8 protein-coding genes are annotated in these 14,054 nt (G+C 66.6%); all 8 read left to right on the top strand.

Translation table 11 applies throughout. From position 1 onward, the window contains the following. Positions 1 to 49 precede the first annotated feature (49 nt). Entirely contained in the window at positions 50 to 1,996 is a 1,947-nt protein-coding gene (locus FG323_RS13720; RefSeq protein WP_181444242.1) for a sialate O-acetylesterase, read from the top strand. 92 nt (positions 1,997 to 2,088) lie between these two features. Then, positions 2,089 to 3,780 carry a glycoside hydrolase family 43 protein gene (locus tag FG323_RS13725; RefSeq protein ID WP_141455326.1) on the top strand — a complete coding sequence of 564 codons (1,692 nt, stop codon included), beginning with the start codon at positions 2,089 to 2,091 and terminating at the stop codon, positions 3,778 to 3,780. A gap of 13 nt (positions 3,781 to 3,793) precedes the next feature. Further along, positions 3,794 to 6,499, top strand: a complete 2,706-nt coding sequence (locus FG323_RS13730; protein WP_141455225.1) for a glycoside hydrolase family 3 protein — start codon at positions 3,794 to 3,796, stop codon at positions 6,497 to 6,499. 61 nt (positions 6,500 to 6,560) lie between these two features. Continuing rightward, entirely contained in the window at positions 6,561 to 8,066 is a 1,506-nt protein-coding gene (locus FG323_RS13735; protein ID WP_141455226.1) for an MFS transporter, read from the top strand. Beyond that, positions 8,063 to 9,100, top strand: a complete 1,038-nt coding sequence (locus tag FG323_RS13740; protein ID WP_141455227.1) for a glycoside hydrolase family 43 protein — start codon at positions 8,063 to 8,065, stop codon at positions 9,098 to 9,100. Before FG323_RS13735 ends, FG323_RS13740 begins: the two co-directional genes overlap by 4 nt. Next, complete coding sequence (locus FG323_RS13745; protein ID WP_141455228.1) at positions 9,090 to 9,926, top strand: aldose epimerase; 837 nt, start codon at positions 9,090 to 9,092, stop codon at positions 9,924 to 9,926. The genes FG323_RS13740 and FG323_RS13745 overlap by 11 nt, the downstream gene beginning before the upstream one ends. A 37-nt stretch (positions 9,927 to 9,963) precedes the next feature. Next, positions 9,964 to 10,116 carry a hypothetical protein gene (locus FG323_RS19730; protein WP_181444231.1) on the top strand — a complete coding sequence of 51 codons (153 nt, stop codon included), beginning with the start codon at positions 9,964 to 9,966 and terminating at the stop codon, positions 10,114 to 10,116. Between the two features lie 468 nt (positions 10,117 to 10,584). Then, entirely contained in the window at positions 10,585 to 13,779 is a 3,195-nt protein-coding gene (locus FG323_RS13750; protein WP_141455229.1) for a TonB-dependent receptor, read from the top strand. Positions 13,780 to 14,054 lie beyond the last annotated feature (275 nt).

Below are 14,054 nucleotides of genomic sequence, written 5' to 3' on the forward strand. Positions count from 1 at the left end.
CCGGGGAGCCTTGTTCGCCCGGGGCATCGCCTGGGTCGCGCTGTGGTGCATGGCGGCGCCATGCACGCACGCGCAGGAAGCGAACCGCCCGGCGTTGCTGCATGAGTTGTTCCAGGATCACGCGGTCTTGCAGCGCGGTGCGCCGCTGCGTATCTGGGGCCAGGCCGCGCCGGGGCAGCAGGTCAGCGTGTCCTTCGCCGGCGCCGCGTCGGCGACGCGGGCGGGGAACGACGGCGCATGGGAAATCCGCCTGCCCGCGCAGGCGGCTGGCGGACCCCATGATCTGCGGGTCGAAGCGGGCGATGCCGTGCAGACCGTGCGTGACATATGGCTTGGCGATGTCTGGCTGTGCGCCGGGCAGTCGAACATGGAACTGCCCGTCTGGCGCTCGCTGGATGCGGGCGGGGAGATCGCCGCCGCCGCGGACGCGCGCATCCGCCTGTTCACCGTTCCGCGGGCCGGTGCGATCACGCCGCAGTCGCACTTCTCCGAACCGACCGCCTGGCGGATTGCATCGCCGGACACGGTGCGGGATTTCTCGGCGGCCTGCTTCTACTTCGCACGCGAACTGCGCAAGACGATCGACGTGCCGATGGGACTGGTCCAGGCGGCCTGGGGCGGTTCGCGGATCGAGGCCTGGACCAGTGTGGACGCGCTGCGCGCGGGCGGGCAGGGGGGCGAGGCGCTCGACGTGCTGTCACTGTATGCCGCCGACCCGATCGCCGCGGTCGCGCGCTGGGGCGCGTACTGGCAGCGCTGGTGGAATGCGCGCAAGGAAACGGCCGCCGGTGACGAACCGTGGCGCGCGGATGCGCCGGCCGATCCGGCGTGGCGGCCGGCGCCCGCCGGACTCGGCGCCTGGGAGCGCTGGGGTGTCCCCGAACTGGCGGCCTACGACGGCATGGTGTGGTACCGCGCACAGGTGGAACTGAGCGCGGCGCAAGCCGCACGTGGAGCCGTGCTCGAACTGGGAGCGGCCGATGAAACGGACATGACCTGGGTCAATGGCGTGCCCGTCGGTAGCAGCTATGGCGCCGATGCCGCGCGCGCCTACGCGCTGCCGCGCGGCCTGTTGCGGGAAGGCGCCAACAGCGTGGTCGTCAACGTGCTGGATACCTGGCGCGAAGGCGGGCTCGCCGGACCGGCGGCCGCGCATGCGCTGCGCTTTGACGACGGCAGCCGGGTGCCGCTGGATGCGGACTGGCGCTACCGGCCCACGCCCGGTACCGACGCGCCGCCCAGCGCGCCCTGGCAGGCGGCGGCGGGTCTGTCGACGTTGTACAACGGCATGATCGCGCCGCTCGGTCGCTACGGACTGCGCGGTTTCCTCTGGTACCAGGGCGAGTCCAACACCGCCGACGGCGCGCGCTACGCGGCGCGACTGCGCACGCTGCGCGCGGACTGGCGCCGGCAACTGGGCGACGGCTTGCCGATGCTGGTGGCGCAACTGGCCGGTTACGGCATGCCGCCTTCCGCACCGACGGAAAGTGGATGGGCGGAGGTCCGCGAAGCGCAGCGCCGGGTGGTGGCGGAGGAGCCGCGCTCGGGGTTGGCGATAACGATCGACATCGGCGATCACTACGACATCCATCCGCCGAACAAGCAGGAACTGGCGCGACGGCTGGCGCGCGCGGCGCGCCACGTGATCTACGGCGCGCGCGCGCTCGCGCCTTCCGGCCCGGTGCCGCGCGAGGCGCGGCGGACCGCCGATGCGGTGGTGGTGACGTTCGATGGCGTCACCGGCGCGCTGGCGACGACGGGCGCGGCCGGTCCGATCGGCTTTGAGCTGTGCGGTGGCGAAGCGGACGGTTGCCGTTATGTGGACGCGACGATCCATGGCCATCGTGTGGTCCTGCGTGCACCGCAACGGTCCGGCGATGCCGGACGGGTGCGCTACTGCTGGGCCGACGGGCCGACCTGCACCCTGCGTGACGGCGCCGGCCTGCCCGCCGGACCTTTCGAACTTCCACTCACCGCGGCCGAGACGACCCGATGAACGCATCCTTCCGCAACGGAATTCGCGCGCGCGATCCCAATCCGGATCGCAACACGTCGCCATGCCTGCCATCGTCGTCCCGAATAAGGACGATGGGATGGCTGCTCGCCAGCGGCCTGGCCCTGCTGCTGGCCACCGCGCCGGCGCATTCGGCGCCACCAGCCGATGCCGCGGCGCCGGTGTTCTTCGACTGGTTCGAGTACGCCGGCCGCGATGCCGCGTTCGAACCGGCGCTGCCCGCCGGCCACTATCGCAATCCGGTGCTGGCCGGCTTCCACGCCGATCCCAGCATCGTCGCCGCGCGGGGCAAGTTCTACCTGGTCAATTCCAGCTTCACCTTCTATCCCGGCATCCCGGTGTTCGAGAGCGACGACCTGGTCCACTGGAAACAGATCGGCAACGTCATCGAGCGGCCCACCCAGCTGGATTTCGACGGGCTGAGCGTCTCGCGCGGCATCTTCGCGCCCACCATCGAATACCACGACGGGGTGTTCTACGTGGTCACCACGGCCACCGACAGCGGCGGCAATTTCATCGCCACCGCCCGCGATCCGGCTGGGCCCTGGTCCGATCCGCACTGGCTGCCGACCATCGGCGGCATCGATCCGTCACTGTTCTTCGATCAGGACGGCAAGGTCTACCTGCTCAACAACGACGAGCCGGTCGGTCCTCCGCGCTACGATGGCCATCGCGCGATCTGGATGCAGGAGATCGACCTGCAGCGCCTGCAGCCGATCGGCCCGCGCAAGGTACTGATCGATGGCGGCGTCGCCCCGGAAACGAACCCGATCTGGATCGAAGGACCGCATCTGTACCAGCGCGATGGCTGGTATTACCTGTCCGACGCCGAAGGCGGGACCGGGCCGCAGCATTCGCAGGTGGTGCTGCGCAGCCGGCAGGTGTGGGGGCCGTATGTGCCGTATCCGGGCAATCCGATCCTGACCCAGCGCGATCTGCCGGTCGATCGGTCGTTGCCGATCACCAACGCCGGGCATGCCGATCTGGTCGAAGGGCCCGACGGGACGTGGTGGGCGGTGTTCCTGGCCAGTCGCAATTACCAGCAGCGCCACTACAACACCGGACGCGAAACCTATCTGCTGCCCGTGCAATGGCGCGACGGATGGCCGGTGATCCTGCCGGCCGGCCAGACCATCCCGTACATCGCACGCGCGCCGTCGTGGATGCGCACCGATGCCGCGCAGGCGCCGTCCACCGGAAATTTCGTCCATCGCGACGAGTTCGACGGCGTGGCGCTGGCCCGCGAATGGCTGCGCGTGCGCGTGCCCAGGCGGGATTGGGCGGATCTGGCCACGCGCCCGGGCGCGCTGGCCCTCCATCCGCTGGCCGAAGGCCTGGACACGCTGCGCAACCCGGCGTTCCTGGGACGCCGCCAGCAGCACCTTCGCTTCGATGCCAGCACGGCGATGTCGCTGCCCGGCGCCGGTGTCGCGGCCGGACTGGCCGCGTTCCAGAGCGAGACGCATTGGTATTTGCTCGGTGCGCGCCGAACAAGCGGCGGCAGGCTGCAGGTGTTCCTGGAGGGGCGGTGGGGCACCGGCGCCGCACGCACGCTTGCCACCCGCGAGGTCGAGGCCGGTGGCGCGCTGCGCCTGAAGATCGACGGTGACGAAGGCGCTTATGGATTCGCCTTCGATGCCGGCGACGGCCGCGGCTGGCAATCGCTGGCGCGCGACATCGACGGCACCGTACTGAGCACCGACCGGGCCGGGGGCTTCGTCGGCACGTTGCTGGGTCCCTTCGCGCGCGACGAACGTGCCCACTGAGCGGGAGAGAACGATGACCATCACCGAACCGAAATGCCAGGCACACCTCCGCAACGCGCCGCGCCTGCGTGCGCTGGCCCTGTGCGCGCTCGCGTTGCTCGCCGCGCGCCCCGTGGCCGCGGATGAACCAGCGCCCTGGCTGGATACCCGCAGCGGCTTCGAGGAACGCGCGGCGGCGTTGGTGGCGCGCATGACGCTGGAGGAAAAGGCCGCGCAGATGCAGAACGCCGCGCCCGCCATCGAACGCCTCGGCGTGCCCGCCTACGACTGGTGGAACGAGGGCCTGCACGGGGTCGCGCGCGCCGGCCAGGCTACCGTGTTTCCGCAGGCGATCGGCCTGGCGGCCACCTTCGACGTGCCGCTGATGGGCGAGGTCGCCACCGCCATCAGCGACGAGGCGCGCGCCAAGCACCACCAGTTCGTGCGCGAGGGCGCGCATGGCCGCTACCAGGGCCTGACCTTCTGGTCCCCGAACATCAACATCTTCCGGGACCCGCGCTGGGGCCGTGGCCAGGAAACCTATGGCGAGGATCCCTACCTGACCGCGCGCATGGGCGTGGCGTTCGTGCGCGGCCTGCAGGGTGACGACCCGACGCACCGCAAGCTGGACGCCACCGCCAAGCACTTCGCGGTGCACAGTGGCCCGGAAGCCGACCGCCATCATTTCGATGCCCGTCCGAGTCGGCGGGATCTGTACGACACCTACCTGCCCGCGTTCGAGGCGCTGGTGAAGGAGGGCCAGGTGGACGCGGTGATGGGCGCCTACAACCGCCTCTACGGCGAGTCGGCCAGTGCCAGCCGGTTCCTGATGCGCGATCTCCTACGGCGAGATTGGGGCTTCACCGGCTACGTGGTGTCCGATTGCTGGGCCATCGTCGATGTATGGAAGAACCACAAGATAGTGGCCACCCGCGAGGAAGCAGCCGCGCTGGCGGTCAAGAACGGTACCGAACTGGAATGCGGCGAGGAATACGCCACGCTGCCCGCCGCCGTGCGCCGGGGCCTGATCAGCGAGGCGGAAATCGACGAGGCGGTGACGCGGCTGTTCACCGCGCGGATGCGGCTGGGCATGTTCGATCCGGCGTCGCGCGTGCGCTGGGCGCGCATGCCGTACACCGTCAACCAGTCGCCGGCGCACGATGCGCTGGCACTCAAGGCCGCCCGCGAATCGCTGGTGCTGCTGAAGAACGACAGCATCCTGCCGTTGTCGCGCAGCCTGAAGCGCATCGCGGTGATCGGCCCGACCGCCGACGACACCATGGCGCTGCTCGGCAACTACTTCGGCACGCCGGCCGCGCCGGTGACCCTGTTGCAGGGCATCCGCGACGCGGCGCCGGGGATCCGGGTGACCTACGCGCGCGGCGTGGATCTGGTGGAGGGGCGCGACGACCCCGCTGCCACCCCGCTGATCGAAGCGACCTACCTGCGACCGTCCGCCGATTCCGTCGAACGCGGCCTGCGCGGCGAGTACTTCCGCAGCCGGGATCTGTCTGGCGCGCCGGCGCTGGTGCGAACCGACGCGCAGATCGGATTCCGCTGGGATCGCGGATCGCCCACCGACAACCTGCTCGCGCGTGGCGAGGCGGCGCCGGGGCAGGGGATACCGAGCGACGGCTTCAGCATCCGCTGGAGCGGCCAACTGCTGCCGCCGGTGTCGGGCAAGTACCGGATCGAGGCGGCGGCCGACGACGGCTTCCGCCTGTACCTGGATGGCGTGCGGGTGCTGGATCACTGGACCGCCAGCGATCGCCTGCGCAGCGATGGCGTCGAGCTGGATCTTCAGGCTGGCCGCGCCTACGACCTGCGCCTGGAGTACTACGATGGCGAACGCGATGCCGCGGTCCGGCTGGCCTGGCGCATGCCGGGCGCCAAGCCGCCGTTCGAGGAGGCGCTGGATGCGGCGCGCGACGCGGACGTGGTGATTTTCGCGGGCGGACTCACCGGCGATGTCGAAGGCGAGGAAATGACCGTCAACTATCCCGGCTTCGCCGGCGGCGACCGCACCGATCTGCGCCTGCCGGCGACCCAGCGCAAGCTGCTGGAAGCGCTGCACGCCACCGGCAAACCGGTGGTGCTGGTCCTGACCGGCGGATCCGCGCTGGCGGTGGACTGGGCCGACACCAATCTGCGCGCCATCCTGATGAGCTGGTATCCCGGTCAACGCGGGGGCTCGGCGGTGGCCGAGGCGCTGTTCGGCGACATCAGTCCGGCCGGCCGCCTGCCGGTCACGTTCTACAAGGCGGATGAAGTACTGCCTGCATTTGACGACTATCGCATGCAGGGACGCACCTACCGTTACTTCGATGGCACCCCGCTGTATCCGTTCGGGCATGGGTTGTCGTACACCCGCTTCGACTACCAGCGCCTGCGGGTGGACAAGCGTACGGTGAAGCCGGACGCGACGGTGCGGATCAAGCTGCGGGTGGAGAACATCGGCGAGCGCGCCGGTGATGAAGTCGTGCAACTGTATGTCCGCCCCGTCCAGGCCCGGCCCGGCGATGCGCGGCAGGAGTTGCGCGGTTTCCAGCGCATCCACCTGCGGCCCGGTGAACGGCGCGCGCTGACGTTCGACCTGGTGCCGGAGTCCGCCCTGCGACGCTACGACGAAGCACGCCAAGCCTACATTGTTCCACCCGGGCGCTACGAGGTGCGGGTGGGCGGCTCCAGCGCCGACGCGCGTGCCAGTGCGCAATTCGAGGTAAAGGGCGCCGATGACTGATTCAACCGTGGGACCGGCATCGCCGGAATTGCATGGCACCGATGCCAGGGGGAAAACACGCATGTCCAGCCGCGAACAGCCGCTGTCGATCCGCGAGAAGCTGGGCTACAGCCTGGGCGATCTCGCGGCCAACCTGATTTTCCAGACGCTGATCACCTATCTGGCGTTCTTCTACACCGATGTCTACCGGCTGCCGCCGGCGACCGCGGCCACCATCATCTTCGTGGTGGGACTGCTGGGCGCGTTCGTGTTCACGCCAGTGATCGGCATCGTCGCCGATCGCACCTCCACCCGCTGGGGCAAGTTCCGGCCCTGGATCCTGTGGACCGCGGTGCCATTCGGCGTGCTGTCGCTGCTGGCCTTCAGTACGCCGGAACTGGGCGAGCGGGGCAAGATCATCTACGCGCTGGCCACCTACAGCCTGCTGGTGCTGGTGTACGCGGCCAACAACCTGCCGTACTCGGCGCTCAGCGGCGTGCTCACCGGCAGCATGGCCCAGCGCAACAGCCTGTCCTCGTACCGGTTCGTGGCGGTGATGATTGCCCAGTTCATCATCCAGGTGCTGCTGCTGCCGCTGGTCCTGATCCTGGGCGACGGGGATCGGGTGAGGGGATTCGAGAGCGTGATGACCCTGTTCGCGGTGGTTGGCACGGTGTTCTTCCTGATCACCTTCCTCACCACGCGCGAGCGCATCGTTCCCACCCGCGAGCAGTCCGCCGGCGTGTTGCAGGACCTGGCTGATCTGCTGCGCAACCGGCCGTGGCAGGTGATGCTGGCCCTGACGGTGCTGGTATTCACCAACCTGGCATTGAAGGGCGGCACCTACATCTACTACTTCCAGTACTACATGAGCGAGGCCGCGCTGGCCGCTTTCCTGCGCGATTCCGGTTTCAATGGCCTGATCGCTTCGTTGAACGCCATGCTGACCGGCGCGGGACTGGCCGGCTTCCAGTGGCCGGAGGATCCGGCCACGTCCACCTTCAGCCTGTTCAATGGCGGTGGCATCGTCTGCATGATCCTGGGCATCGGCGTGTCGCGCCGCCTGGCCGATCGGTTTGGCAAGCGCGATGTCTTCGGCGTCGCGCTGCTGGTCTCCACGCTGTTCCTCCTGGCGTTCTACCTGTTTCCGCCCACCGCGGTGGGCTGGGTGTTCGTCGCCTTCATGCTGCACGGCTTCTGCTACGGCATCACCATCCCGCTGTTGTGGGCGATGATCGCCGACGTGGCCGACTATTCGGAATGGAAGAACCACCGACGGGCCACCGCGATCATCTTCTCGGCAATGCTGTGCGGGCTGAAAATCGGCCTCAGCACCGGCGGTGCGCTGGTCGCCGGCATCCTCGCCCATTACGGCTACCAGGCCGGGCTGGAAACTCAACCGGCCGCCGTGGTGGACGGCATCCGCCTGACCGTCAGCGTCTATTGCGCCCTTCCGTTCCTGATCGCGGTGGCGCTGCTCTTCATCTACGAGATCGACAAGCGGATGGAAGTGCGCATCGAGCACGAACTCGACCAGCGCCGCCGCGCCGTCGACCGCCCCCTGCAAGCCGAGGTTTCCTCCCCATGACCGACATCCTCCCCCACGGAGAGCCGGCAACGCCGGCCGCCGAACTGGAACGACTGGCCGCGTGCGCCATCTCGCAGCCGTTGCTCACCCATCTGTACACCGCGGATCCGTCAGCGCATGTGTTCGACGGGCGCCTGTACATCTACCCGTCCCACGACATCGACGGCGGCGCCGCCTTCGATGACGACGGTGGCCATTTCGTCATGGAGGACTACCACGTGCTGCGGATGGATTCGCCGGATGGCCCGGCGACCGATTGCGGCGTCGCCCTGCACGTACGCGATGTGCCATGGGCGGAGCGGCAGATGTGGGCGCCGGACGCGGCTTGCCGCGATGGAAAGTATTACCTGTACTTTCCCGCCAAGCAGGCCGATGGCCTGTTCCGGATCGGCGTGGCCGTTTCGGAGCGACCGGAGGGACCGTTCACCGCCGAGCCCGAACCCATCGCGGGCGTCTACTCGATCGACCCGGCGGTCTTCCGGGACGATGACGGCGAGCACTACCTCTACTTTGGCGGCATCTGGGGCGGGCAACTGCAGAAGTACCGCGACAACCGCCATGACGCCATGCACGAGGAGCCGACTCCGGACGCGCCCGCGCTCGGGCCGCGGGTGGCCCGCCTGGATACCGGCATGAAGACGCTGGCCGAACCCGCGCGCGAAATCATGATCCTGGACGAGCAGGGACAACCCCTGCGCGCCGGCGATCACGAACGACGGTTCTTCGAGGGCGCCTGGGTGCACAAGCATGCAGGCCGCTATTACTTCTCCTACTCCACCGGCGACACCCATTTGCTCTGTTACGCGGTGGGCGACAGCCCCTATGGGCCGTTCACCTACCAGGGCGTGATCCTCACTCCGGTGGTCGGCTGGACCACGCACCACTCCATCTGCGCGTTCGCGGACAAGTGGTACCTGTTCTATCACGACGCACTGCTGTCGGGCGGCGCCACCCACCTGCGCACCGCCAAGTGCACGGAACTGCAGCATGACGCGCACGGCCACATCCGCACCATCCACCCCTATGGCGACTGAGATCCGTCGTTTGCCCCGGGACGATGCGTCCGCACCGATGCCGCCGGGCGAAACGATTCGTCTGCACAGGGGATCGCTGGAGGTCGAGCTGGCACCGGCCGCCGGCGGCCGCGTCGCCCGGATCCGGTTCGACGGCGTGGATTGGCTGATTGGTCCCCTCGATGGCTGGCCCGACACCATCGCGTGGGGTTGTTATCCCATGGTGCCGTGGGCCGGACGCGTGCGCGCGGGTCGCTTCCAGGCAGGTGGGCGCGCCTACCAACTGCCGGTGAACTTCGGGGGCCACGCCATCCATGGCCTCGGCTTTTCCCGCTCCTGGCGAATCGAGTCGCAGGATGACGACACCGCAACCCTGTCCCTGCTGCTGCCGCAGGATGGCTACTGGCCTTTTGGCGGTCTCGCGAGACAGGTAATCACCCTGCACGACCACGGTCTGCGGCTGGACCTGTCGGTACAGGCCGGCGACCAGCCCATGCCGGCCGTGCTGGGCTGGCATCCCTGGTTCCGCAAGCCCGACCGGCTCGTCTTCCATCCCTCGGCCATGTATCCACGGGACCACGATGGCATCGCGACGCTCCCGCTGGTGCCGCCCCGGCCCGGCCCCTGGGATGACTGCTTCATCGCCGAAGACGGCGCCGTGCTGGAACGCGCGCGGCAACGACTCCACGTCACATCCGATTGCACGCACTGGGTGGTGTACGACGGCGCCGGGCACGCGACCTGCGTGGAACCACAGACGGGGCCGCCGGATGGATTCAATCTTGCGCCGCGCATCGTTGAGCCGGGACAGGTGCTGGCAATGTGGATCGACTTGCGGTGGTCATGAAGCGTTGGCGGCTCCACCAGTATTGAACGCCGGGGGATTGAACACCTTCAATGGCAGCAACCGCCGCTTCGCCAAGCGCGTGGCCAAGCTGGGCGTTTTCCCCAAGCAGCTTGCTGCCGATAACGGCATCGACCCATCTGCGGGACAGCAACTGCTGAACACGCCGGTCGCTGACATCGATCCGATGTGACAAAGAGGATGAGCCTGCACGATATGCAAGATCGTGCAGGCCATCTCTTTAGAAAAGGGCGGTTTGCAGAAAGCACCTTTGTCCATGCGAGGCTCATGAGCGTGCCTCTCCGCGGACGGGCATTGACCAATGACTCTCCTGCAGTGCAAGGACAGGTGGCGGTCAACGGTGATCTCTATCACGAGTGTCCGCTTGAAGCGTAATGAAAGTGGTGATGGCATTCACCTCATTGCATCGTCGACGCACCACTTGGGTGCAATGATGTTCATGCCATTGCATTATCAAAACGGCTCCGATATTTATTACAACGCCATTACGGCAAAGCTAAAACTGATAGGGGGCGCGGTACAACAACGTCTTTGTTTTTCGGATTCGCAGGAATTCCGGCTTGGAAGGGGGCCGGCAGACCGGCGACGCGTCCCAGCGTCCCGTAGTCGCTTCTCCCCCCACAACAGGAGCCGGTTCCAAATGAAGAGAGAGACATACCGCACCGCTCATCCCCGCGCTGGCAGGCTGGCGCTTGCCCTGACACTCGCGCTCGCCAGCAGCGCGGCATGGGCGCAATCCACGACCGGCAACATCTCCGGCAACGTGGCCAATGGCGCCGGCAAGACCGTACTCATCGAGAACAACAGTGGTTTCAGCCGCGAGGTCGCGGTGGACGAGCGTGGTCGATACGCACTGGGCAACCTGCCACTGGGCACCTACAAGGTCACGGTGAAGCAGGGCGGCGAGGCAGTCGAAACCCGAGAGAACGTGGCCATCACCGTGGGCGCCAGCACTGTCGTTTCGTTCGCGGGCACGGGCGACCTGCAGACCCTGAGCACGGTCAGCGTGACCGGATCGCGACTCAATCCCATCGATGTCACCACGGTGGATACCCGTACGGTGGTGACCTCTGAACAGCTGCTGCAATTGCCATTGGGGCGCACCGCCGAAGCCATCGCGCTGCTGGCGCCGGGCGTGGTCAGCAACAGCGGCGGATTTGACAATGGTCCGCTGGGCGGTTCGCTTCCCAGCTTCGGTGGATCCGCCGCCAGTGAAAACGCCTACTACCTCAACGGCTTCAACACCACCACGGCCAGCAACAGCCTGGGCGGCCTGACGCTGCCCTACGGGGCGATCGACCAGCAGGAAATCTTCACCGGCGGCTACGGCGCGCAGTACGGCCGCAGCAATGGCGGCGTGATCAACCAGGTCGGCAAGCGCGGCGACAACGAGTGGCATTTCGGCGCGGCGGTGATCTGGGAACCGAATGGGCTGAAGGCCAAGCAGAAGAACATCTACTGGCGTCCCGACAGCCTTGGCAGCACCAACAAAAACACTGCCTACGACTACGCACGGGCCGCCAACGGTCTGTACCAGCCGTTGAGTGAGAGCGAATCCAGTACGACCACCTACAGTGCCTATGCCGGCGGCCCGATATTCAAGGATCGGCTGTTCTTTTTCGTCGCCGCCGAACAGGCGGATTCCGATGGCGTGCGCGTGCTGTCCAACCGTGATTCCGCCAACGGCGCCAACGGCGGCTGGACGGACTACAGCTACACCCAGCAGCGCTGGTACGCAAAGCTGGATTGGTACATCACAGACAATCATCTGCTCGAACTTACCGGCGCCAGTGACGAGTACGAAACCAGCGGGCAGATCTACCGTTACGACTACCTAACCCGCGAGCGCGGCACGTACTATGCCGACGATTCCCGACAGGAAGCCGGACCCACACTGTATCTTGGCAAGTACACCGGCTATTTCGGCGAGAACGTCACCGTAACCGCCCTGTATGGCGAAATGTCCACACCCGATGAGGTGACGCCATCCGGCTATGACCCAGCCAACGGCCCGCTGATCGCCGACGCCACGCAGCAGAATCCCGCGTACACCGGTGGTGCGCCTATCCTCGGCACGCAGAAGGTCATCTCGACCAGCGATCCGGACCGCGAGTACAAGAAAACCAATACCCGCCTGAATCTGGAATGGCGGGTCGGCGACCACACGCTCAGCTTCGGCATCGACAACCAGAAGTCCGAGGGCATCGACATCGGCTCTATCCTGTCCGGCCCCGGATACTCATGGACCTATGGCCGAACCGACGATCCCAACGGCCTGCAAACCAACGGCCTGATCACCCAGGCGGCGAATGAAGATGGGGGCATCGGTGCACCGAGCCCGGGCCTGGTGGATCCGGTGCATGGCGCCAGCGGCTACTACGTCATCAGGAACATCAACACCAGTCTGTATTCCTACGAGGCCAAGCAGAAGGCGTACTACATCGAGGACAAGTGGCAGATTACCGACAACCTGCTGCTCAACCTGGGCCTGCGCAAGGACGAATTCACCAATTACACGCCATTCGGCCAAGCCTACATCGAGGTCAAGGACGCATGGGCACCCCGCATCGGTTTCAGCTGGGACGTCCACGGCGATTCCACCTTGAAGGTGTTCGGCAACCTTGGCCGCTACTACCTCGGCCTGCCACTGTCACCGGTTGGCCTGTTCACGCCGGCGATAAATACCAGTACCTACTACACCTACAGCGGTATCAACGCCGACGGCACGCCGATCATTTCCCAGCAGTTGGGATCCGCGGTGTCGGCCAACTCGCGCTTCGGCCGCATCGCGGATGTGCGCACCGCGGTGGCCAAGGACATCGAAGGGGAGAACCAGGACGAAATCATCCTGGGCTTCACCAAGCAGCTGGAGAGTGGCTGGGTTTACGGTGTCCGCGCTACCCATCGACGCCTGAATGCCAGCATCGACGACCAGAACTATGACGTGTCCAATACCGCCTTGATCGAGGCGGCCGCCGCGCAGGGCATCACCATTGACTGGTCGAAGGTATCCGGCGCGGCGCTGATCAATCCGGGCAAGACCAACACCTGGGGTGTGATTGGCACCGATGGCCAGTTCCATGAGGTCACGGTGACCCGCGAGGCGGCCGGATTCCCGGAACTCAAGCGCAACTACTCGGCGGTGGAGTTCAATCTGGAGCGTCCGTTCGACGGAAAGTGGTACACGAAGTTCAACTACGTGTGGTCGCACAGCTATGGCACCACCGAGGGCCAGTTGCGTTCGGACCTGTGGCGTACCGGTGGCGCGCTCGGCAGCTACCAGGGCCAGGCCTCGGTATCGACCACGCAGAGCTGGGACCACGCCGCGCTGATGGAACACTTCAACGGCGACCAGTCCAATGATCATCGCCACCAGATCAAGCTGTATGGCTACTACCAGCTGACTCCGGAGTGGGGCGTGTCCGGCAACCTGAGCATGATTTCCGGCGCGCCCCGCAACTGCCTGGGCAACTACTACGGCGACACCTACACCGGCACGGACCCGGCCGGCTATGGCACCAGCGCGATCACCGGCGGCCCGTACCACTACTGCTATGACCCGAGCACCGATACCGGCCGACCCTCACCCCCCGGGTCGCAGGGGCGTCTGGGTTGGGTGAACCAGATCGACCTGGGCGTGCTGTACAAGCCCGCCTTCGCCGAGGGCAAGCTGGCCTTCAGCTTCAACGTCTTCAACGTCACCAACGAGGATGCGGCGACCAACATTTACCCGTTCTCACAGCTGCCCGACAAGACGTTGAATCCGCTGTACAACCAGCCGGTCGCCTATCAGACGCCCACGTATGCGCGCCTGACCGTCAGTTACGACTACTGACCGGCGCAAACGCACGTCGCGGCCCGGACGTGCAATCCGAAGGGCCGTCACCTTGCGTGGCGGCCTTTCTCTCATTCGCCTGTGGATTCCCAGGCGCTGATGCACGGCGGCCAGCAAATGGGTCCCGGTGGCAGCAATAAGGCCGCCAGCGCCAGGTCAGCGAGAGGAGACGTGGATAGCGTCCTGCCTGCCTGATAGCGCGGGACGCCACACGCACCGGTTCTTCTCACCGATTGACAGTCTACCTACTAGTAGGTATAGTCGCCTCACTCTCT

It is taken from the genome of Pseudoxanthomonas sp. z9, assembly GCF_006542425.1.
Taxonomy (GTDB): Bacteria; Pseudomonadota; Gammaproteobacteria; order Xanthomonadales; family Xanthomonadaceae; genus Pseudoxanthomonas_A.

Coding starts and splice junctions, on each gene's coding strand:
- FG323_RS13720 (WP_181444242.1), top strand. CDS start 50: ATGGCGGCGCCATGCACGCACGCGCAGGAAGCGAACCGCCCGGCGTTG.
- FG323_RS13725 (WP_141455326.1), top strand. CDS start 2,089: ATGGGATGGCTGCTCGCCAGCGGCCTGGCCCTGCTGCTGGCCACCGCG.
- FG323_RS13730 (WP_141455225.1), top strand. CDS start 3,794: ATGACCATCACCGAACCGAAATGCCAGGCACACCTCCGCAACGCGCCG.
- FG323_RS13735 (WP_141455226.1), top strand. CDS start 6,561: ATGTCCAGCCGCGAACAGCCGCTGTCGATCCGCGAGAAGCTGGGCTAC.
- FG323_RS13740 (WP_141455227.1), top strand. CDS start 8,063: ATGACCGACATCCTCCCCCACGGAGAGCCGGCAACGCCGGCCGCCGAA.
- FG323_RS13745 (WP_141455228.1), top strand. CDS start 9,090: ATGGCGACTGAGATCCGTCGTTTGCCCCGGGACGATGCGTCCGCACCG.
- FG323_RS13750 (WP_141455229.1), top strand. CDS start 10,585: ATGAAGAGAGAGACATACCGCACCGCTCATCCCCGCGCTGGCAGGCTG.